Source organism: Lentzea sp. NPDC004782 (assembly GCF_040609115.1).
GTDB lineage: Bacteria > Actinomycetota > Actinomycetes > Mycobacteriales > Pseudonocardiaceae > Lentzea.
In genome coordinates this window covers 37,060-57,758 of record NZ_JBEXJN010000030.1, presented here as the reverse complement: position 1 = coordinate 57,758, position 20,699 = coordinate 37,060, and the positions used below count along the sequence as shown (strand labels likewise).

The window sequence follows — 20,699 nt, the reverse complement described above, 5'->3', positions numbered from 1 at the left end:
TGGACAAATGCGCCGTTCATCAATCACCCGATCGGGAGCACGCGGTGGAAGACGGGCACGGCGACCGCGGCCACGACGACGTGCATGACCATCAGCGCGACCACGCCGACCGCCGACGCGCCCGGCAGGAAGAACACCGGCACGTCGGCGAGGAACGAGACGGCCACGACGATCGGCACGAGCTTGCCGAGCGTGCGCGCGGGATCCTCGGCGCGCTTGCGGATCGACGCCCACGCGAACGCGGCGATGACCACGCCGATCGTGGTGAGCACGACGTAACCCTTGGGCTGCAGGCCTTCGACCGCGTTCGGATCGGCACCGAGCGCCTGCGCCAGGAACGACACGACGGCGTTGCCGGCGCAGGCGAGGACGACTGCGGCGGCGACACCCAGCACGACCTTGCCCGTGCTGGTCCGGGTTTGTGTTGGCATGGAGCGACTCCTCTTCGGACAGGCGGATTCTTCAGCGCAGGACGTTCAGCGCTGGGCGGGCACGGCGGGCATGCCGACGCGCACCCTGCGCGAGAGCTGCGCCGGGTCGGTGAGGAAGATGCTCTTGCGCTCGATCGAGATCCAGCCCCGCTGGGCGAAGTCCGAGAGCGTCTTGTTGACCGTGTCGCGCCGCGAGCCGATGTACTGGCCGAGCTCCTCCTGGGTGAGGTCCTCGATCATCAGCAGGGCACCGCGCTGCGCGGCACCGAACCGCCCCGCCAGCCGCAGCAACGCCTTCGCGAGCCGGGCGGGGGCGTCCAGCTGCACCACGTCCATGCGCATCCGGTGCGACTCGCGCTGACGGCGGGCGATGCAGCCCAGCAGCCGCTCGGTGATCTCCGGGCACAACGCCAGCCACTTCGTCAGGTCGGCGCGGGAGATCCGGCCCGCCCGCACGTCGGTGATCGCGACCGTCGTCGACACCGCGGGCGCGGCGTCGAACAGCGTCGGCTCCACCAGCACGTCGCCCGCGCAGTGGAAGTCCAGCACCATCTCGCGGCCGTCCGCGGACGTGCAGCAGGTCTTGGCCTTGCCCGACCGCAGCACGAACAGCTCCTCGGTGCGCGCGCCCAGGCGCAGCAGCACGTCGCCGCGCGCGAACTCCACGGGCTCCAGGGCGTGCGCGAACTGGCGCCACGCCTCGCTGGAGGGTGCGAGGACCGCCGGCCGGGGCGGGGCGAGCAGCTGAGGTGCCACTTCGGTCTCCACTTCGTGCGAGCTGACTGGCCGCGACCGGGCGCGCACTCGACGTTAGGGTGGCCGACACTGGCGTGGCGCTCGAAAACGCTGGGGTTTTCCCCACGGCGGAGCCTGAAATCCTTCAGGGGCACGACACAGGGGAGGAGCAACCCGTGCTATTCGACGTCGGTCGTCTGCTGCACGAGGAGTTCCTCGCCGTCTACCGCGCGGCCGCCGCCGACGCCGACGGCTGGGAGGACGAGGCCGTGACGGTCGCGCACCGCGTCGGCTCCCGGCTCGCCGCGGCGAAAGTCCCCCTCGCCCAGGTGGTCGTGGCCCTGCGGTCCACCGACAGGCTGCTGACCGAGTCCATGCTGGACGACGACGGCGACGCGCGGGCACTCGCCGCCGCGGGCACCGCGCTGGCGGCGGAGCTCCTGTCCGCGTTCTGTGACAACGATGACGGACTGGCCGACGCGTTGCTCGCCGGGCACGCCCCCGATGACGCCGCGCCGTTCTACTCGGTCGTCTCCGTGCGGGGAGTACTGGCGGACAGGGCGGTAAGCGCTTTCCGGAAGCGCGGCCCGGTGCTGCGGGCGACGTCCGGGCACGTGCTGCTGCCGTTCGCCGAGGCGGCCGCGCTGCCGGTGTGCCGGGACGTGTGCGCGGAGCTCGGCGGCGAGGTGTGGTTCTGCGTCGCGGAACGGCCCGCCGCCCGCGTCGCGTTGGCGCGCAAGGAGGTCGACGAGATCGACGCGCTGGCCGCGTCACTCGGCCGGCCGCCGGGCGTGTACCGGATCGACGACATGTTGTTCGAGAGCGCGGTCCTGCAGACGCCCGAGGTCCGCGACGAGCTCGGCAAGGTCGTCGCGCCGCTGCTCGCGAACCCCGTCCTGGTCGAGACGGTGCTCGCCTTGCTGGAGGCCGACGGCAACCGGGCGGTAGCTGTCAAGAAGCTGTTCATCCACCGCAGCACCATCGACTACCGGTTGTGGCAGGTCGAGCAGCTCACCGGACTGAGCCCGGTCAGCCCGCGTGACCTCGCCGTTCTCGGCACGGCGATCGGCATGAGCCGCGCGAACGCGTTGGGCTGAAACGGTTCCGAACGTCTCCGGCGAACGTTAAGGGTGCCTCAAGCCATCTGTGCCAACTGTCGACAGTTGCCTACGGTTGCGGGGCGAGACACCTCAGGGAGGCGACGCGTGACCACCGTTGCGGACAGCAGGCTGCTGGGCGATGTGTTGCGAGACATCCTCAGTCCGTTCGACCTCCCGCCCGTGGAGGACGTGGCGACCCGACGTCAGCTCGCCAGGACGCTGCTCGCCGGGCGTGACAACGGATTCGAGGGACTCGCTCTGGCCTACGCCGTCATCGCGTTCTGCGCGTCCACTGAGGACGGTGCCGCCGAGGTGTTCGCCGCGGTGCGCGACGACGCGGACGTCTTCGTGCTCGACGGCGTGCGCGGTGGCTACCTGCTGCTGCCGTGCGCCCAGGACCAGCACGCGGGCCTGGCGCGGGAGCTGCACGACCGGCTCGCCGGCGAGGTGTGGATGGCGGTCGCCTGGGCGCCCCGCCGCGACCTGGCGGCGGCCCGCGCGACGGCCGAGGATGTGCTGCGCATCGCTTCCGGCCGCGCGCCGGGCGTCTACGAGCTGCGCTCCGTGCTCGCGGACTTCGCCGTGCTGCGCCAGCCGCACGTCGCGGAACGGCTGGCCCGCATGATCGAACCCGTGGTGGCGCAACGACCTCTGCTGGACGCGGTGCGGGCGTTCATCGCCGAGGACGGCAACCGCGCCGCCGCGGCCCGCCGCCTGGACATCCACCGCAGCACGCTGGATCACCGCCTGCGGCAGGTCGAACGGCTCACCGGCTGCCGTCCGACCTCGCCGCGCGCGTTGCTGACGCTGAGCATCGCGCTGACCGCGCACTCGTCGCCCCAGGTGCCGCTGCCGCGCACTCACTGAGTGCGGGCGGAGAGCTGCTCGCGCAGCCGTTCCTCCTGCTGCTGGATCTCGGGCGTCACGATGTCGGCGAACGCCTCGGCACCGTGGACCTGCCGGATCTCGACCTCGCCGGTCCGGAAGGGCGCCTTCTTCAGCCACTCGACGGCTTCCTCCAGCGACGGCAGCTCCCAGATCCAGAAGCCCGCGATCAGCTCCTTGGTCTCCGCGAACGGCCCGTCGGTCACCGTGGTCGCGCCGGTGCTGTCGAACGCGACCCGCGCGCCCTTGGAGCTCGGGTACAGGCCGTCACCGGCGAGCATCACGCCGGCCTTCACGAGCTCCTCGTTGTAGTCGCCCATCGCGGCCAGCTCCTCCGCGGTCGGCATGACGCCGTTCTCGCTGTCCTCGTTGGCCTTGACGATGACCATGAACCGCATCTCGATCTCCTCGATGTCCCGGTGTGCCCTTATTCCACTCACGCGTCGATCGGGCCGGCCGCCTTTCGACGAGCAAGCCCGAATTGTGACCGGTGTCACACGCGTAGGCTCGGTCGCATGCGCGGAGACGTCGAGTGGATTCTCGGGAACTGCCAGGTCTGGGCCATCGTGGGGCTCTCGGACAACCCGTCGCGCGCGGCCCACGGCGTGGCCAGGTTCCTGCAGCAGCACGGCAAGAAGATCGTGCCGGTGCACCCGTCGGCGCAGACCGTGCACGGCGAGCAGGGCTACGCGTCACTGGCGGACATCCCGTTCCCGGTCGACGTCGTGGACGTGTTCCGCCGCTCCGAGGACGCCGGCCAGTTCGCGGACGAGGCCGTCGCGATCGGTGCCCGTGCCGTGTGGTTCCAGCTCGGCGTGGTCGACGACGCGGCGTACGCGCGCACGAAGGCCGCCGGGCTGCGCATGGTCATGGACGTCTGCCCCGCGATCGAGTGGCGCACCGGTTGACCGACTGGATACCCTGCGGCGAGAAGTCCTCGGACGCCTGGGGGTTCCGGGGACACCAAGCCTGGGGGGCTTTGTCTCGCATGCTCGTTGACATCAATGTGCTGCGGCCCGCGGACTCTCCGCGACTCGGAGGCTGCAGCGAGGAGTTCGTTCGTTCGCTCGCGACGTCCGGCGCCCAGCTCGCGCCGATCCTGGTGCACCGCGGGTCCATGAGGGTCGTCGACGGAACGCATCGCCTGCGGGCGGCCGTGCTGCGCGGATCCCGCTCGGTCGAGGTCGAGTACGTCGACGGACCGGCGGACGAGGTGTTCGTGCTGTCGGTGTCGCTGAACCTCGCGACGCTGACCACCGCCGACCGCGAGGCCGCCGCCCGGCGGGTGCTGCGGTCGCATCCGCAGTGGTCCGACCGGGCGATCGCGGCGTCCACCGGCCTCGCGGCCAAGTCGGTCGGCGTGCTGCGCCGCGCCGTCGGCGGCCGCGCGGCCACCCGGATCGGGCGCGACGGCAAGGTCCGCCCGGTCAACTCCGCCGCCGGCCGCCGCCTGGCGGGAGAGATGATCGAGGCACGGCCCACGGCGTCGTTGCGCGACATCGCGCGGGCGGCCGGGGTGTCGCCGGGCACCGTCCGCGACGTGCGGCGGCGCCTGCTCGCGGGCCTCGACCCCGTGCCGGAACGGATGCGGGCCGCCGAATCGGCCGAGGTCGAGGTGCCCGCGGCACGCGGCGAGGTCCGCGCGCCCAGCACCACCCTGCCGATCCTGCGCCGCGATCCCTCGTTGCGGTTCAACGAACACGGCCGCTCGCTGCTGCGGTGGCTGGAGGCGCACGCGGTGTCGCCCGGCGAGTGGGCCCCGGTCGTGGACGGGGTGCCGTCGCACTGCCGGGAGCTGGTCGCGGACATGGCACGCGGCTGCGCCGAGGTGTGGGCGGAGATGGCCGAGGCGCTGGAACGGGAGAACCGCCGCCAAGCCGTCTAGGCATCCGGCCACAGGTCCTGCGCGCGTTCGCCGTCGATGAAGGGCGCCTTGCTCCACCTGAGGTGGATGAAGGAGCCCTTCATCGAGCAAATGGCGCTACACGGCGAACAGGATCGCGCTGATCTCGCGCGCGAGCTCCTTGCCCGCCGCCGGGCGGGCGCGGGACAGCAGCTTGCTGAACGACGTCAGGTCTATGTGGACGGTCGCCGACTGCACCTGCCGGATGTCGTCGAGCAGGTCGGCGATCAGCACGCAGGCGTGGTCGAGCTCGCCCGCCTCGGCGTGCGCGAGCGCCTGGCGCAGACCGAACCGGGTGCGGGCGCGCATCGCGGCGGGCGCGATCTGCGGGACCGCGACGTCCAGCATCGCGGCGGCCTCGGCGTGGCGGCCCAGGTCGTGGTACGACCACGCGGTCGCGATGGCCACCTGGTCGGGCACGCTGGTGCTGCCGTACCGGGACGCGCCGATGTTCTCCTGCAGCGTCGCGGCCCGGTCGAGCGCCGCCTCGCACAACGTGGCCGCACCCGCGAGCGCGTAGCCCTGTGCTTCCCGTTGTGCGGCAACGGCCTGGATCGCCGGTGAACGGGACCTGCTCGCCCGGCGCGCGCATTCGACGGTGGCGCGCGCGTCGCCGCGGTACAGCGCGAACTCGGCAGCACGGACCAGTGCCCACGCCTCCAGTTCGTGGTCGCCGCCCTTGACTGCGTAGTGCACGGCGCGTTTGGTCATCTCGGCCGCTGACGCGTCGTCGCCGCGTTCCTGCTCCATCCAGCCCGCGTACTCGGCGTACCTCGCGGCGAGCAGCCACAGGCCGCTGCTCAGGCCGGGATCGTCGGCGGAGCGGGCCATCGTGCTCAGCACGTCCACCTGAGGGCGCAACGCGGCGAGCACCGACACCGGATCGCTGCGATAGCCCAGCATCCGGTGATGGTCGAACATCGCGTCGTAGGTGAGCAGAACCCTGTCGTCGGCTGGAATCGGCCGGGCCGGCGTGTCCGCCAGCGCCATCAGGACGCCGTCGGCCTGCAGCGCGTCCTCGAACGCCCGCGCCATCTCGGGCGTCGGCCGCACCTGACCGTTCTCGATCTTGCTGAGGTAGCCCTTGCTGTACCGGACTTTCTCGGCGAGTCTGGTGAGTGAAAGCCCGCGCTCCGTGCGCAGTCGGCGTACCTCCCGTGCGAACGTGGGCGCCAACGGCTTCACCCCCCTCCCGCCAGTGTCTACGGGTTCAAACGCACAGATGCGGAATGTCCATTAATTGTCCGGAGATTGACGATCAACTGGGATCATCTGGAGCTGCCGTCGATGGTTCCATGTGAGTCATGGCGATGACACGCTCCGACGAGGCAGCTGGTGTGGTGATGGTCTGGCAGCGCTTGGCGACCAGCGTGGTGCACCGCTCCCCGTGGTTCGAGGTCCGCAGCGACGACGTCGTGCTGCCGGACGGAGGACTCGGCACGTACACCCACGTGGTGGCACCCGGTTCCGTCACGGTGCTGGCGCTGCAGGACGACGATCACGTCGTGCTGACCAGACAGTGGATCTACACCCACGGCGGCACCGAGTGGCGACTACCCGGCGGTGCCGTCGAGGACGGCGACAGCGACCCCGAGACCGCCGCACGCCGCGAGCTCGCCGAGGAGACCGGGCTGCAGGCCTCGCGGTGGGAGCGCCTCGGGCAGATCCACGGCGCGGACAGCCTCAGCAACCACGTCGACCACATCTTCCTGGCCACCGGCCTCTCGCAGGGCGAACCGACCCTCGGGCCCGGTGAGGCCGACCTGCGCGTGCGGACCATGCCGTTCTGCCGCGCCCTCGACCTCGTCGAGCAGGGCATGCTCCCGCACGCCGGCAGCTCGCACGCCCTGCTCGTGATGGCGTTGCGCCGCTCGGCCCAGAAATAACAGAGGGTTTCCTCATTCGGCAGGAAACAGGAAACCCGTTCTCATTCGACTGGCGGAAAGCCACTCTTGGTGCATCGGCGAGAACTTCAGCCCGAAAGCCAGTCAGGATGAGAAGGTGAATTTCTCGATGAGAATGATCTGCTCACTCGCCACCGTTGTGAAGGTTGCCGCGATCTGCCTGTTCGTGGGATTCATGGTCGGCAGCTTTTTCATGGTAACGGTGATCTGACCGAATTCGGACTGCGGTTCTCCCTGATCTCAAAGGGAGGTGTCAGCCGTGGAACCGCATTTCTTTTGCTGATCAGTGGTGTGTTCAGCTGAACGTGCTCGGTTGAGCCCGTGGCGTCCATTGAACGCCGTAGCCGCGGCCCTGACGGGGATGTGGGAACGACACGTCGATCTCACCGATCTCGTCGATGGGCAGCTTCTTCGGCCAAGGCGTCAGGTCATCGGTGTCGCGCGCCAGGGCCTCCTCGACGCGCCACACCGATTCCGGCAGGTCGTCCCGGTCGAACCGGACCCTCAGCCGGAACGACTCGCACATCCGCTCCGGCCAGAACACGTAGGTCGGACGCATCGACTGTCCCCGCGGCACCTTGACCTCAAGCGCGAACTGGTGCGTTTGTCCCGCGTTGAGGGGTCGGGGCAACCGCAGCTTCATGAGGAACCGTCGTGGGGACGGCCGCTCGTGGCCGATGAGCTCCACCCCGTGCAACACCTCGATGTCGATGTCGCCCGGTGCGCCGTCGGGAGTGGGGGCGGGGATCGTGATGGACCACGCGATCTCGTCGACACCGTCGGTGTCGGCCACGACGGTCCGGCGTTCCGTGCACGCGGGCGTCGGTCCGTCCAGTTTGAGCAGCGCGTCGAACTCCTTGACGTGCCAGAGTTCCGACGGCGCCACGCGTGCCGTCGACGGGGCCGGCTGCAGCGCCACCTCCACCAGGCGCTGCAGTCCGGACTCCATCCTCCTGCGGACCGTGCGCGCACCGCGGTCCTGTTGCTTCGCCAGCCACTCGATGCGTTCGTTGAGGAACCGGAACTGCGCTTCCTCGTGCAGTCCGAGCGGCGCCAGAACTGCGTTGCGGACCTCCGCCGGGAAAGCGCGCGCCGCGTTCGTCACCCAGTCCCGCAGTTTCGTCCGCACGGCTTCCGCGCCGTCCGACTCCACGATGCCGCACACCTGGCGCAGCGCCGGTCCGACGTGCAGGTCGATTCCGGGAGTCTGCACCCCGCGCCCCCGGCACAACGTGCGCAGTTCTTCCATCAGCTGCTCAGGTGAGACAGACATCCGTCCTCCGCGCGGAAATGCTTTGCCGGGCATGTCGGGCATACCTCGTCGGACGTTACTCCGGATGCACCATCCGGGTGAAACTGAATGTCGGCGGCCGAAGGGATTGTTCTACACCGCCGGCCGAGATGATCACCGCCAATCGACTGATGTCCTGACCTGCTCTTTCACGGTAACGTGCTGGTCACGGACGGTGACTTCCTCCGGTCACCGCCACCCCTGCCGATGGAGGTTGTAATCGTGCTGCGCACAATGATCTCGACCGTCTTCGCATCAGCCCTGATCAGCGGTGTGCCCGCGGTCGCCGCCGCGGCGGAGAGCGCTTACCCGGCGAAGTCGTCGGGCGGCGCGGTGACCGTGGTGTCGCAGGACCGCGAGCACATCATGGCGGTGCCCGGCTCCGGTCAGACCGCCCGGCTCGCGACGCGGACGCCGTGAACGCGGGGGCCTTTCGTTCCCCGGGAGGAAACGAAAGGCCCCCGCGTCACCTTTTCACTCGAAGCGGGTCGGGTCGCCCGCGCCGTAGCGGATGATCTCGGCCTCACCGCTGGAGAAGTCCACCACCGTGGTGGGCGTCGTGCCGCACTCGCCGGAGTCGATCACCGCGTCCACCACGTGGTCGAGCCGTTCCTTGATCTCCCAGCCGTCGATCAGCGGCTCCGCCTCGTCGGGCAGCAGCAGCGTCGAGGTGAGCAGCGGCTCGCCCATCGCCTGCAGCAGCGCCTGCGTCACGACGTGGTCCGGGATGCGCGCGCCCACCGTCTTCTTCTTCGCGTGCATCATGCGGCGCGGCACCTCCTTCGTCGCGGGCAGGATGAACGTGTAGTTGCCCGGCGTGGAGGCCTTGACCGCGCGGAACACCGCGTTGTCCACCACCACGAACTGGCCGAGCTGGGCGAAGTTCTCGCACATCAGCGTGAAGTGGTGCTTGTCGTCCAGCTTGCGGATCTCGCGGATGCGGTCGATGCCGTCCTTGTTGCCGAGCCGGCAGCCGAGCGCGTAGCAGGAGTCGGTCGGGTACGCGATCAGGCCGTCCTCCTGCAGGATCCGCACGGCCTGGTCGATGGCGCGCTTCTGCGGGTTGACCGGGTGGACGTCCAGGTACTTGGCCATGCGGGGCAGGATATGCCGATCAAGGTTTGAGCAGCACTTTGACCATGCCGTCGTTCTTCTTCTGGAACGTGTCGTAGGCGCGCGGGGCGTCTTCGAGCGGCAGCCGGTGCGTGGCGAAGTCGTCCACACCCAGCGGGTCGTCGTCGGTGAGCAGCGGCAGGATCTCCGGCACCCACCGCCACACGTTGGCCTGACCCATCCGAAGCTGCAGCTGCTTGTCGAACATCGTCAGCATCGGCATCGGGTCGGCCATGCCCCCGTACACGCCGATGATCGAGATGGTGCCACCGCGGCGGACCATGTCGATCGCGCTGTAGAGCGCCTTGAGCCGGTCGACGCCGGCTTCCTTCATCACGCGCTGCGCCACCGGGTCCGGCAGCAGGCCGGTGAGCTGCTGGGCGATCTTGGCGGCGGGCGCGCCGTGCGACTCCATGCCGACCGCGTCGATGACGGCGTCCGGGCCGCGGCCGGCGGTGAGGTCCCTGACGACCTCGGTGAGCCGCTTGCCCGCTCCCCGCAGGTCGATCGTCTCGACGCCGCGCGCCTTGGCGCGGGCCAGCCGTTCCGGGACGAGGTCGATGCCGATCGCCCGCGCGCCCTTGTGCTGCGCGACCCGGCAGCACATGTCGCCGATCGGGCCGAGACCCAGGACCGCGACGACGCCGCCCTCCCGCACGTTCGCGTACTCGACCGCCTGCCACGCGGTGGGCAGCACGTCGCTGAGGTACACGAACCGGTCGTCCGGCGGCCCGTCCGGCACCTTGATCGGCAGCGAGTTGCCGAACGGCACCCTCAGGTACTCCGCCTGGCCGCCCGGCACCTGGCCGTAGAGCTTCGTGTACCCGAAGAGCGCGGCACCGGAATTGTGCTCACGAACCTGCGTGGTCTCACATTGACTTTGCAGGCCCTGGTTGCACATCACGCACGAGTTGCACGAGACGTTGAACGGTATCACCACCCGATCGCCCGGTTTGACGTTCGTGACGTGCGCGCCGACCTCCTCCACGACCCCCATGGGTTCGTGCCCGAGGATGTCTCCCTCGGTGAGAAACGGGCCCAGGACCTCGTAGAGGTGCAGGTCGGACCCGCAGATGCCGGACGACGTGACTTTCACGATCACGTCCTCGGGTTCCTTGAGCGCCGGGTCGGGCACGCTGTCGACCCGGACGTCGCGTTTGCCGTGCCAAGTGACTGCCTTCATGCCCAGTGGCTTTCCCCACGCCCTGACGTTGATAACCTGGGCGTACTTCTTTCCCCGGTTTTGGAGACCCTCAGCGATGCTCGACCGTGCCGTCGTCGACGCCCTGTTCCCCTCGGACCTGCCCGAGCCGTCCTTCTGGGAGGAGCAGTACCCGCCACGACAGCTTCCGGAGGGCGCGAAGGTCACCCGCCTGGGCCCGTCCCCGACCGGGTTCCTGCACATCGGCGGCCTGTACGTCGGCATGATCGACCGCGACCTGGCCTCGCAGTCGGGCGGCTCGTACATCGTGCGCGTCGAGGACACCGACCAGGCCCGTGAGGTCCCCGGCGCCGTCGACCAGTTCAACCGGGCGTTCGCCTACTTCGGCATCGAGCCCGACGAGGCCGACTCGGTGGGCGCGTACGGCCCGTACCACCAGTCGCAGCGCGAGCGGATCTACCTGACGTACGTGCGTGAGCTGCTGCGCCAGGACAAGGCCTACCTGTGCTTCGCCACGAAGGAGGAGCTGGCGGACATCACCGCGCGCCAGCAGGCCACCAAGCTCCCCACCGGCTACTACGGCCGCTGGGCGATCTGGCGCGACAAGACCGCCGAGGAAGTCCAGGCCGCTCTGGACGAGGGCCGTCCGTACGTCGTCCGCTTCCGCTCGCCGGGCAAGGCGGGGGAGCGGACCTCGTTCGTGGACGCGATCCGCGGCCCGCTGGAGCACGAGGCCAACCGCAACGACGTGGTGATCCTGAAGGCGTCGGACCAGTCGCCGCGCCTGCCCACGTACCACTTCGCGCACGCCGTCGACGACCACCTGATGCGCGTGAACCTGGTGATCCGCGGCGAGGAGTGGATCTCCTCCGTCCCGACCCACCTGCAGCTCTTCGACGCCCTCGGCTTCGAGCGCGTCGAGTACGCCCACATCGCGCCGCTGATGAAGCAGCAGGGCGGCTCCCGCCGCAAGCTCTCCAAGCGCAAGGACCCCGAGGCGTCCGTCGAGTTCTTCATCGAGGCGGGCTTCCCGGCCGAGGCCGTCCAGTACTACATGCGCGGCCTCGTGAACGCCCGCCTGGCGGAGCTTCCCCTCCCGGAGGCCCTGGCCGCCCCGATCTCGCTCGCCGAGTGCGGCGTCGCCGGGCCGCTGGTCGACCTCGTCAAGCTGGAGGACATCGCCGCCGACTACGTGGCCACCCTGTCGGGCGAGGAGATCATCTCCCGCATCTCGGCGTGGGCAGCCACGTACGACCCCGAGCTGGTCACCGTGCTCACGTCCGAGCGCGACGCGGCACTGGCGGCCCTGCAGGTCGAGCGCGGCCCGGAGGTCGCGAACCCGCGCAAGGACCTCCGCAAGTGGTCGGACTTCCGCACCGCCTACGGCTTCTTCTTCCCGTCGCTGTTCCCGCTCGTCTCCGACCGCTCCGACGAGCGCCTGGGCGGCCTGTCCCCGGACCTGATCTCCGCGTTCGCCGCCGACTTCGCCGACGGGTACGTCGACCTGGAGGACGGCCAGGAGTGGTTCGGCCAGATCCGCGAGCTCGCGGGCAAGCACGGCTTCGCGCCGAACCCCAAGGAGTACAAGAAGAACCCCGACGCCTACCCCGGCTCGATCAAGGAGGCGGCGCAGCTGATCCGCGTCGCGCTCACCGGGTCGACCCGCAGCCCCGACCTGCACTCGGTGGCGCGCACGCTGGGCCGTGACGAGGTGCTGCGGCGGGTGCGCGCGCTCGTCGGCTGAGGCCTTCGCTGGGTTTGACGGCCCCTGGTTCCTTCGGGAGCTGGGGGCCGTTTGCGTTGGTGGCTGGGTTGGGTTGTTCCTGACGGGCCGGGTCATTTCATCGCCGCTTCGCGACGATTGCGATTGGGGCTTGACTTCGAGCCTCTGGCGAGATGCTTTTCGGCCTTCAAAAGCCGGGTATGAGGAGCCCGGCCGATCCGAGCACGGTAGCATCTCGCACTCAAAGTCAAGCCCCAATCGCGTGGGCTGGGCACGTCATCACCGCCTACCGAGTCGGTATGAGGCCTTTTCGGGCTCGGCTTCGCCGTCGCTTCGGGTGGGCCGGGCGGGCGGTTCACACTTTTGTGTACGGATTTAGCCGTTATTGTCTCGTGATCTTGCGGTAGAGTAGAACACGTGATCGAACCTGACCTTCCACTTCTCTCCACCGGCGAGGTGCTGAGCGCTCTCGTCGATGAGGTGGCAAATCTTCAGGCTCGTCAGTACGCGGTGATGCGTAAGGTTGCCGAGTTGAATCGGCGTGGTGCCGCGAGCGAACTCGGGTACAAGGACTTGCCGCAGGTGTTGCAGCACGCGGTCCGCTGGAGCCGGAAAACCGCCAAGCAGTGGGTGGCCAATGCCGCGCTGCTCGCGTCGGGAATCACGCCGACCGGCAGCGAGATCGCGCCTGAGCTGCCGGTGACCGCGTCGGCGGCGGCCGAGGGCGTGCTGTCGATCGAGCATGTCGCGGTGGTCGCCGAGATCATGAAGGACCTGCCCGCCGAGTGCGAGCAGACGGTGGTCGACCTCGCCCGTGCGCATGATCCGGTGGAGCTGCGGGCGATGGGCCGCAAGCTGGTCTACGCGCTTCTTCAGAACGATCCGGAGCCACGCGATCCCGAGCCTGTGCGGCAGGTCAACCAGCACGTGATGCAGTGGAAGGGCGATTGCATAGAGATCCGGGCGAGGCTGGACAAGGTCACCGGTGTCAAGTACGAGGCGCTGCTGGATCCGCTGGCCAAGCCCCGTCCCACCACGGCCGAGGAAGGCCCGGACCCGCGGTCGCGGGCTGAGCGTGAGGGTGATGCGCTGGCCGAGCTGGTCGACCTCATGTTGCGGGCGGATCAGTTGCCGGAGCATGGTGGTGAGCCGGTCACGTTGACGGTGACGATGCGCTACGAGGACCTGGCCGACAAGCTCGGTCAGGGCATGCTGGACAACGGTGAGCGCATTGCGGCCGCGGAGGTGCGTCGGCTGGCCTGTGGTGCGGGGATCATTCCGCTGGTGCTGGGTGAGCGGTCGCAGCCGATGGACATCGGCCGCAAGACCCGCAGCTTCCCCGCCGGAATCCGCCGGGTTCTGGTGGCTCGTGACAAGGGTTGTGCGTTTCCCAGCTGTGGCAGACCGCCCAAACACTGCGACGCGCATCATATCCGCCACTGGGCGAACGGTGGCGATACGTCGGTCAAGAACGCGGTGCTGCTGTGCCGCCATCACCACACGCTTATCCACCGCAGTGAGTGGGAAGTGAGAATGGTGCACGGCCTACCGACGTTCTATCCGCCCAGTTGGCTCGATCCGGATCAAAAGCCGAGACGAAATATCGTCGGCTCGGTCGCGTGACCGCCACCGCCACCGCCGCCGCCCGGCGCCTGGCCGTGGCGAAGCGAAGCGAGCCCGAAAGGGCCTAATGCCGACTCGGTGAGCGGTGATGACGTGCCCAGCCCACGCGATTGGGGCTTGACTTTGAGTGCGAGATGCTACCGTGTTCGGATCGGCCGGGCTCCTCATGCCCGGCTTTTGAAGGCCGAAAAGCATCTCGCCAGAGGCTCGAAGTCAAGCCCCAATCGCAATCGTCGCGAAGCGGCGATGAAATGACCCGGCTCGTCAGGACGGCCCAACGCAACCACCAACGCGGGGTGACCCACCGCACGGCAGGCGACCCCTCCGCTGGAACCGGCGCCAGCCAACGCAAGCCACCCCCTCCAACCGGACCACCGCCACGACCGGCCATCCGGAGGCCAAGCGAGACGCGCGCAGGAGGCCGGGAAAAAGTCGTGAGAGCGTTCCCATTGACGCAGACGTAACACAAAGTTGAGGATCTGCGGCATGCATTGGAGAAGCACTCTTGCCGCAGTGCTGGGGCTGACGCTCGCCGCCAGCGCGACAGCGGCCGCCGCGCCGGACGACGCGCAGCACGGACCGAAGCAGCCGGTCATCGGGCAGCCCCGCACCGAGCACGGGTGTGCCCGCATCGAGAAGTCGTTGCCCACCCTCGAGGACTGGCCGAAGGTCGAGAGCCAGCTCAAGGGTGACCGCAGGGACGAGGCCCGCATCAAGGCCATCCTGAAGGACATGACGCTGGCCGAGAAGGTCGGTCAGATGACGCAGCCCGAGATCGGCTCGATCACGCCGCAGGACGTGACGACGTACGGGTTCGGGTCGGTGCTCAACGGCGGCGGCAGCTGGCCCAACGCCAACAAGAAGGCCACGCCGCAGGACTGGCTGAAGCTCGCCGACGCCTACTGGGAGGCGTCGAAGGCCACGCGCACCAAGATTCCCGTCATCTGGGGCATTGACGCGGTGCACGGCAACAACAACGTCTACGGCGCGACGGTGTTCCCGCACAACATCGGGCTTGGCGCCGCGCACGACCCGTGCCTCGTCCGCGACATCGCCGCGGCCACGGCCGAGCAGATCAGGGTCACGGGGCAGGACTGGGCGTTCTCGCCCACGCTGGCCGTGGTCAGGGACGACCGGTGGGGGCGGACGTACGAGGGGTTCAGCGAGGACCCGCGGATCACGCGCGCCTACGGGTTCGAGGCCATCAAGGGCTTGCAGGACAACGCGAAGAGGCGCATCGGCGAGGACGGCGTGATCGCCACCGCCAAGCACTTCATCGGTGACGGCGGCACGACCGGCGGCAAGGACCAGGGGGTCAACGCCAGCACCGAGCAAGAGATGATCAACATTCACGGTCAGGGCTACTACGGGGCGCTGGCCGCGGGTGCGCAGACGGTGATGATCTCGTTCAACAGCTGGACGAACGACGTCATCAACGAGGGCAAGGTGCACGGCAGCAAGTACGTGCAGTCCGGCATCCTCAAGGGGAAGATGGGCTTCGACGGGCTGCTCGTCTCCGACTGGAACGGCATCGGGCAGGTCACCGGGTGCACGAACGCCAGCTGCCCGCAGGCGATCAACGCCGGTCTGGACATCATCATGGTGCCCAACGACTGGAAGGCGTTCATCGCCAACACGATCACGCAGGTCGAGAGCGGCGTGATCCCCATGGCCCGCATCGACGACGCGGTCACCCGGATTCTGCGCGTCAAGCTGCGTGCCGGCACGTTCGACGAGCCGAAGCCCTCGCAGCGCGAGCACGCGGGAGATCAGGGCGATCTGCTGCACAAGGAGCTCGCGCGCCAGGCGGTGCGGGAGTCCGCGGTGCTGCTGAAGAACAACGACCGCGTGCTGCCGTTGCCCAAGCGCAGCAAGGTTCTCGTGGTCGGCAAGAGCGCGGACAACATCGGCAACCAGACCGGTGGCTGGACGCTGAGCTGGCAGGGCACCGGCAACACCAACGCCGACTTCCCGAACGCCACCAGCATCCTCAAGGGCATCCAGGACACGCTGGGCGCCGCGAACGTCACGTTCTCCGAGACCGCGGACAACGTCGATCCCAAGAACTTCGACGCCGTCATCGCCGTGATCGGTGAGACGCCGTACGCGGAGGGCGTGGGCGACATCGGCAAGCGGACGCTGGAGACCGCGCGCCTGTACCCGCAGGACCTCGCGGTGCTGGACAAGGTGTCCGGCAAGGGCAAGCCGGTCGTCACCGTCTACGTCGGCGGCCGCGCGATGTACATGAACAAGGAGATCAACCGCTCCGACGCGTTCGTGGCCGCCTGGCTGCCCGGCACCGAGGGCCAGGGCATCGCGGACCTGCTGATCCGGGGGCGCCACAACGGGTTCACCGGCAAGCTGTCGTACTCGTGGCCGCGCAGCGCCTGCCAGACGCCGCTCAACGACCCGAGCCAGGACCCGCTGTTCAAGTTCGGCTACGGCCTGCGCGACTGGCAGACCGGCAACGTCGGCAAGCTCGACGAGTCCAGCCCCGGCGGCAGCTGCTCCGGTGGCGGTGGCGGCACGGCCACCGAGGACCTGGAGATCTTCAACCGCGCGGACGTCGCGCCGTACAAGAGCTTCCTCGGCTCGCCGGAGAACTGGGGCCTGGAGATCGGCCCCGACGGCCAGGCCTCGCAGGCGAACATCAACGTCGTGCAGTCCGACGTCAACGTGCAGCAGGACGCGCTGAAGACGACGTGGACCGGCACCGGTCCGGGCCAGGTGTACCTGCAGAGCCCGACCGGCACCGACCTGCGCGGCTACGGCAACGCCAACGCGGCCGTCGAGTTCGACGTGATCGTGCACCAGGCCCCGGCGGCCCGCACGGTCATCAGCGCGCACTGCAACTACCCGTGCATGGCGGAGCTCGATGCCACGCAAGCGTTCCGGAACCTCCCGATCGGACAGAAGTCGACCGTGAAGGTCTCGGTCGAGTGCCTGGCGAGCAAGGGGCTGGACCTGGAGAACGTCAACACGCCGTTCCTGGTCTACACCGAGGGCACGTTCCAGGCGTCGTTCGCGAACGTGAGGTGGGTGCCCAAGGCGGGCGCTGATCCGGACGTACTTCCCTGCACTTAAGGCACAGGACGTGCCCTACCGGCAGACCGGCCGGTAGGGCACGTCCGGGAAGTACTCCTCCCACTGCGAACGCGTGAGCGGTTCGGGATGCCGCGCGCACAACCGCTCACGCGCCCGATCGACGTCCACGTCCCACAACCGGACCGTCGTGTCGTTGCCGCCTGAGGCCAGATACGTGCCGTCGGGCGAGAACTCGATGGCCGCGACGTCCCGCTCGTGGCCGGTGAACCTGGTGACCAGCCGCGGGCGCGCCGGGTCGGCGAGGTCCCACAGCCGCAGCACGCCGTCGGTGTGCGAGGTCGCCATCAAACTCCCGTGCCAGGTCACCGCGTACGGTCCGGCGGTCAGGCCGGTCAGCCTGCCGACCTCCCGCAGCGTGCGCGGGTCGGTCAGCCGGATCTCCTTGTCGCCGACCGCGGTGGCGAGCAGCCTGCCGTCGCCACTGAACCCGCCGCGCAACGTCGTGTCCCCGGTGCCGGGGAAGGAGATCTCGCGGGGATCGCGCCGATCGGTCACGTCGTAGAGCTTCGACTGGTCACCGGTGCCCGCGACCAGCCTGGTGCCGTCGGGGCTGAAGTGCACGGCCCACAGGTAGTTGTTCGCGGCCTCGCGGTACGACAGCAGTTCCGGCGACTTGGTCTCCGTGATGTCCCACAGCATGACCTGCCGGTACGTGCCGACGGCGAGCGTCTTGCTGTCCGGGGTGAACGCCGCCGACACCGCGCGGTCGGTCTGCACCGGCAGCGTCGCCCGGAGCACCGGCGCGGTCACGTCGGTGACGTCGTAGAGGCGGCAGAACCCGTCGTCGCTCGGCACCACGAGCAGCTTGCCGTCCGGGCTGAACGCGGTGAACCGCAGGTAGCCGCGGGCGCCGGTGATCCGGGTGATCGGCTCGCGGCCGCGGTGCGGCGTCATCCGCCACAGCCACACCGTGCTGTCCCAGCTGCTGGTCGCGAGCACCTGGCCGTCGGGGCGGAACGACGTCGCCGAGAGGTTGTTCTCGTGGCCCAGCAACGGCAGGTCGCTCAACCGCTGCAGCCGCACCGACTTCGCGCCCTCCGAGATCACCAGGGTGGCGTTGTCCTGGGTGAACTCGGCGGCGTAGACGCCGGCGGTGAGCGTGCCGAGCAGCCGCGGCCGGCCTTCCGGGTCGAGGTGGACGAGGTCCCACAGACGGGTGCGCCGGTCGCCCGTCGCGACGAGCGTCGTGCCGTCGGGGGAGAACGACACGCCCCAGACGATGGCCGTGAAGTCGGCGAACCCGGCGCGCTGCCGCGGGTTCGCGAGGTCGGCCACGTCCCACAGCTTGGCCAGGTGGTCCCAGCCGCCGGTCGCCATCGACCGTCCGTCCGGCGTGAACGCGAGCGACTCGATGCCGCCGGTGTGGCCGTGCAGCACGCTCCTGGGCTGTGGCTCGCCGTCGCCGTACGTCCACAGCGTCACGACCTTGTCCACCGCCACGGCGAGCGCCTTGCCGTCCGGCCGGAACCGGACCCGTCGCGTGTCGGAGCCGAACCCGGTCAGCGTGGAGGTGAGGACGGGGTGGAAGGGGTCGGTGACCTGCCAGAACTGAACGACGGTGCCGACCGCGACCGCCGCCGCCGTGCCGTCCGGGGTGAACGTGACGTCGCTGATCTTGGTGGTGCCGCCCGGGCCGGGAACGGTGCCCAGCTTCTTCGGGGCACCGGGGGTGGTCACGTCGTAGAACAGGACGCCCTGCTCCGTCGTGAGCGCGAGCAGTCCGGCACGGGCGAAGACGACGCCGTGCAGCTCCTCGCCGGTGTCGGTGGTGCTCAGGTGCCGTGGTGTGCGGGTGTCCGCGATGTCCCACAGCTTCAGCTCGTGGTCCCAGCTGACCGTCGCGAGCGTGGTGCCGCGCGTGGCCACGGCCGGGACGTCGCTGCCGTGCGCGGCGATCCGGGTGAAGTACGGGTCCGCGGTGGCGCTCAGCAGGTTGTCGCGGGTCTCGGCGTTGTCGGAGAGCTGCTGGGCGGCGAGGCTCAGCTGGGTGGACAGCGTGGCGTCGACCGGCCGCAGGCCCCGCGCGTCGCTCACCGCCTTGCGCGCGATGGCCAGGTTCCGCTGGACCGCGGTCTCGCGCTGGGCCCTGATCGCGAACCCCACCGCCGTCACCGCGAGCACCAGCAGCACGGTCAGCAGCCCGACGAGCTGCCGCAGCCTGCGGGCGCGCCGTCGCGCGGCCTGCTGTTCGGCTTCTTCGGCCTCGATGCTGGCGTTGAGGAACCGGCGTTCGCGCGCGGACATCGCGTCGTCGTCACCCGCCGCCCACTCACGCGCCAATGCGAGCCGCACGCCCCGATAGAGCGCGCCCGAGTCGTGGTCGAGCGACTCCCAGGCCGTCGTGGCCTCGGTGAGCTGGTGGTGGACGCGCAGGCCGTCGCGGTTCGCGGTCAGCCAGCCGGACAGGCGCGGCCACGAGCGGATCACGGCCTCGTGCGTGAGGTCGACGCCGGTGTCGTGGAGCGTGATGAGCCGTGCGCGCGCCAGATGGTCCAGCACGAACAACGTGTCGTCATCGTTGTCGAGAGAGTCGCGGCTGATCCGGCGCTTGGTGTCCTCGGTGCCCTCACCGAGCGCGGTCAGCCGCAGGAAGATCTTGCGCGCGATCTCCTGCTGATCGGCGTCCAGCGCCAGGTACGCGGCCTCGGCGCTCTGGGCCAGCGCGTGCCGGACGCCGCCCGTCTCCTCGTAGCCCGCCACGGTCAGACGGGTGCCGCGACGACGACGCCACGTCTCCAGCAGCGCGTGCGAGACCAGTGGCAACGGCGCGTGCTCGGCCTCCAGCACCGACACCAGCGCGCCCTCGACGGTGTAGCCGGAGCGCAACGCCGGTTCGGTGATCGCGCGCCGCAGCTCCTGCGGGCTCATCGCGCCGACCAGGAGCTGCGCGTCGTGCAACGCGTCGACCAGTGCCGGATAACGGCCGCAATGGCCGTAGAAGTCCGAGCGGACGCCGATCACCACTTTGCGTCCGGTTGAATGCGTGATGGCCTCGATGAACGCGGCCCGTTCGTCCTCGTCGCGGCAGAGGGTGAAGACCTCCTCGAACTGGTCGATCACCACGAGGTCCGCCGTCACCCCGTTCCACAATGCGAGCGGGTGCGGGCCGGGGGAGAGCAGATCGGCGGGCCGCGCGGCCACGAGCCCGGCGCGCAGCAGTGACGACTTGCCCGATCCGGAAGCGCCGAAAACGCCCACGAATGGCCGTTCGCTCACTTTGTCCAGCAGTTGCGCGACGAGCTTTTCCCGGCCGAAGAAGCGGCCGGAGTCCTGCGCCTGGAAGGCGCCGAGGCCGAGGTAGGGCGGCTCCCGGCCGGGATCGGCGGGCTTCGCGCTTTCGGCGAGCTCGTGCCACCTCCGCCGCCATTGTTCGACGTTGCCGCCGCACGCGTGCACGTAGGCCGTGGTCACGGCCAGGCTGGGCAGTTTCCGGCCGCTCGCGGCCTCCGACAGCACCGTCACCGAATAGTGCGCGACCTTGCTCAGCTCGCGGTAGGTCGGCCTACCTGCTTTCTCACGCAACAATCTCAAGTCGGCGGCGAACCTGAGCAGCTCGTCATCGTCGGAATCCAGCGGGCGCTCGGGTCTCGGCACCCGCCGGATTGTTCTCCCGTTGTTCGTCCGGCGTCCAGTCGGCGGAACCGAACAACGCGTTCGCTCTATGAAGAGCACATGAACGGTGACATTCGCGACCTGATCGTCGAGACCCGCAAACCCGACAACC

The 20,699-nt window shown here is 69.3% G+C and carries 17 protein-coding genes; 9 read left to right on the top strand and 8 right to left on the bottom strand.

The features are described from left to right. Positions 1 to 23: 23 nt before the first annotated feature. Both ABZV40_RS26850 and ABZV40_RS26845 read right to left on the bottom strand, forming a co-directional pair. A complete protein-coding gene (locus tag ABZV40_RS26850) occupies positions 24 to 431 on the bottom strand; it encodes a DUF6069 family protein (protein WP_355447054.1) in 408 nt (135 codons plus the stop codon). 45 nt (positions 432 to 476) lie between these two features. Further along, on the bottom strand, positions 477 to 1,187 hold the full coding sequence (locus tag ABZV40_RS26845; protein ID WP_355447051.1) for a Crp/Fnr family transcriptional regulator: 711 nt from the start codon (positions 1,185 to 1,187) through the stop codon (positions 477 to 479). Positions 1,188 to 1,342: 155 nt separating this feature from the next. Here ABZV40_RS26845 and ABZV40_RS26840 point away from each other — a divergent pair, with 155 nt between their 5' ends. Beyond that, positions 1,343 to 2,263, top strand: a complete 921-nt coding sequence (locus tag ABZV40_RS26840; protein WP_355447048.1) for a helix-turn-helix domain-containing protein — start codon at positions 1,343 to 1,345, stop codon at positions 2,261 to 2,263. A gap of 108 nt (positions 2,264 to 2,371) precedes the next feature. Further along, positions 2,372 to 3,133 (top strand): helix-turn-helix domain-containing protein, encoded by a 762-nt coding sequence (locus ABZV40_RS26835; RefSeq protein ID WP_355447045.1) that lies wholly within the window; start codon positions 2,372 to 2,374, stop codon positions 3,131 to 3,133. On the opposite strand, the gene ABZV40_RS26830 is transcribed toward ABZV40_RS26835, so the two are convergent. After that, entirely contained in the window at positions 3,127 to 3,549 is a 423-nt protein-coding gene (locus tag ABZV40_RS26830; protein WP_355447042.1) for a YciI family protein, read from the bottom strand. The genes ABZV40_RS26835 and ABZV40_RS26830 overlap by 7 nt on opposite strands. A 117-nt stretch (positions 3,550 to 3,666) precedes the next feature. On the opposite strand from ABZV40_RS26830, the gene ABZV40_RS26825 reads away from it, so the two are divergent. Continuing rightward, on the top strand, positions 3,667 to 4,059 hold the full coding sequence (locus ABZV40_RS26825) for a CoA-binding protein (protein WP_355447039.1): 393 nt from the start codon (positions 3,667 to 3,669) through the stop codon (positions 4,057 to 4,059). Positions 4,060 to 4,139: 80 nt separating this feature from the next. Next, positions 4,140 to 5,036: a ParB N-terminal domain-containing protein gene (locus tag ABZV40_RS26820; RefSeq protein ID WP_355447036.1), complete on the top strand. Its 897-nt coding sequence runs from the start codon at positions 4,140 to 4,142 to the stop codon at positions 5,034 to 5,036. Positions 5,037 to 5,132: 96 nt separating this feature from the next. Here ABZV40_RS26820 and ABZV40_RS26815 read toward each other — a convergent pair whose 3' ends face one another. Further along, on the bottom strand, positions 5,133 to 6,230 hold the full coding sequence (locus tag ABZV40_RS26815) for a helix-turn-helix transcriptional regulator (RefSeq protein WP_355447033.1): 1,098 nt from the start codon (positions 6,228 to 6,230) through the stop codon (positions 5,133 to 5,135). Positions 6,231 to 6,358: 128 nt separating this feature from the next. Between ABZV40_RS26815 and ABZV40_RS26810 the strand changes: the two genes are divergently transcribed. Beyond that, a complete protein-coding gene (locus ABZV40_RS26810; protein ID WP_355447031.1) occupies positions 6,359 to 6,940 on the top strand; it encodes an NUDIX hydrolase in 582 nt (193 codons plus the stop codon). 313 nt (positions 6,941 to 7,253) lie between these two features. Here ABZV40_RS26810 and ABZV40_RS26805 read toward each other — a convergent pair whose 3' ends face one another. Then, on the bottom strand, positions 7,254 to 8,231 hold the full coding sequence (locus tag ABZV40_RS26805; RefSeq protein ID WP_355447028.1) for a hypothetical protein: 978 nt from the start codon (positions 8,229 to 8,231) through the stop codon (positions 7,254 to 7,256). Between the two features lie 240 nt (positions 8,232 to 8,471). Here ABZV40_RS26805 and ABZV40_RS26800 point away from each other — a divergent pair, with 240 nt between their 5' ends. Further along, positions 8,472 to 8,669, top strand: coding sequence for a hypothetical protein (locus tag ABZV40_RS26800; RefSeq protein ID WP_355447025.1), 198 nt, complete (start codon positions 8,472 to 8,474; stop codon positions 8,667 to 8,669). 54 nt (positions 8,670 to 8,723) lie between these two features. Here the strand turns inward: ABZV40_RS26800 and ABZV40_RS26795 are convergent, their stop codons facing one another. Next, positions 8,724 to 9,344, bottom strand: a complete 621-nt coding sequence (locus ABZV40_RS26795) for an L-threonylcarbamoyladenylate synthase (RefSeq protein WP_355447022.1) — start codon at positions 9,342 to 9,344, stop codon at positions 8,724 to 8,726. A gap of 19 nt (positions 9,345 to 9,363) precedes the next feature. After that, entirely contained in the window at positions 9,364 to 10,545 is a 1,182-nt protein-coding gene (locus ABZV40_RS26790; protein ID WP_355447019.1) for a zinc-dependent alcohol dehydrogenase, read from the bottom strand. A gap of 76 nt (positions 10,546 to 10,621) precedes the next feature. Here ABZV40_RS26790 and ABZV40_RS26785 point away from each other — a divergent pair, with 76 nt between their 5' ends. From ABZV40_RS26785 to ABZV40_RS26775, 3 genes are all read left to right on the top strand, one after another. Next, positions 10,622 to 12,268, top strand: a complete 1,647-nt coding sequence (locus tag ABZV40_RS26785; RefSeq protein ID WP_355447016.1) for a glutamate--tRNA ligase family protein — start codon at positions 10,622 to 10,624, stop codon at positions 12,266 to 12,268. A gap of 396 nt (positions 12,269 to 12,664) precedes the next feature. Beyond that, positions 12,665 to 13,870 carry a DUF222 domain-containing protein gene (locus tag ABZV40_RS26780; protein ID WP_355447013.1) on the top strand — a complete coding sequence of 402 codons (1,206 nt, stop codon included), beginning with the start codon at positions 12,665 to 12,667 and terminating at the stop codon, positions 13,868 to 13,870. 486 nt (positions 13,871 to 14,356) lie between these two features. Beyond that, positions 14,357 to 16,954, top strand: a complete 2,598-nt coding sequence (locus tag ABZV40_RS26775) for an exo 1,3/1,4-beta-D-glucan glucohydrolase (protein ID WP_355447010.1) — start codon at positions 14,357 to 14,359, stop codon at positions 16,952 to 16,954. Positions 16,955 to 16,969: 15 nt separating this feature from the next. Here the strand turns inward: ABZV40_RS26775 and ABZV40_RS26770 are convergent, their stop codons facing one another. Further along, complete coding sequence (locus ABZV40_RS26770) at positions 16,970 to 20,569, bottom strand: hypothetical protein (RefSeq protein ID WP_355447007.1); 3,600 nt, start codon at positions 20,567 to 20,569, stop codon at positions 16,970 to 16,972. Positions 20,570 to 20,699: the final 130 nt, after the last annotated feature.

What these genes read in the sequence shown, in the direction of transcription:
- ABZV40_RS26850 (WP_355447054.1), bottom strand. Translation starts at nt 431, where the DNA reads ATGCCAACACAAACCCGGACCAGCACGGGCAAGGTCGTGCTGGGTGTC.
- ABZV40_RS26830 (WP_355447042.1), bottom strand. Translation starts at nt 3,549, where the DNA reads ATGCGGTTCATGGTCATCGTCAAGGCCAACGAGGACAGCGAGAACGGC.
- ABZV40_RS26825 (WP_355447039.1), top strand. Translation starts at nt 3,667, where the DNA reads ATGCGCGGAGACGTCGAGTGGATTCTCGGGAACTGCCAGGTCTGGGCC.
- ABZV40_RS26820 (WP_355447036.1), top strand. Translation starts at nt 4,140, where the DNA reads ATGCTCGTTGACATCAATGTGCTGCGGCCCGCGGACTCTCCGCGACTC.
- ABZV40_RS26810 (WP_355447031.1), top strand. Translation starts at nt 6,359, where the DNA reads ATGGCGATGACACGCTCCGACGAGGCAGCTGGTGTGGTGATGGTCTGG.
- ABZV40_RS26805 (WP_355447028.1), bottom strand. Translation starts at nt 8,231, where the DNA reads ATGTCTGTCTCACCTGAGCAGCTGATGGAAGAACTGCGCACGTTGTGC.
- ABZV40_RS26795 (WP_355447022.1), bottom strand. Translation starts at nt 9,344, where the DNA reads ATGGCCAAGTACCTGGACGTCCACCCGGTCAACCCGCAGAAGCGCGCC.
- ABZV40_RS26790 (WP_355447019.1), bottom strand. Translation starts at nt 10,545, where the DNA reads ATGAAGGCAGTCACTTGGCACGGCAAACGCGACGTCCGGGTCGACAGC.
- ABZV40_RS26785 (WP_355447016.1), top strand. Translation starts at nt 10,622, where the DNA reads ATGCTCGACCGTGCCGTCGTCGACGCCCTGTTCCCCTCGGACCTGCCC.
- ABZV40_RS26775 (WP_355447010.1), top strand. Translation starts at nt 14,357, where the DNA reads ATGCATTGGAGAAGCACTCTTGCCGCAGTGCTGGGGCTGACGCTCGCC.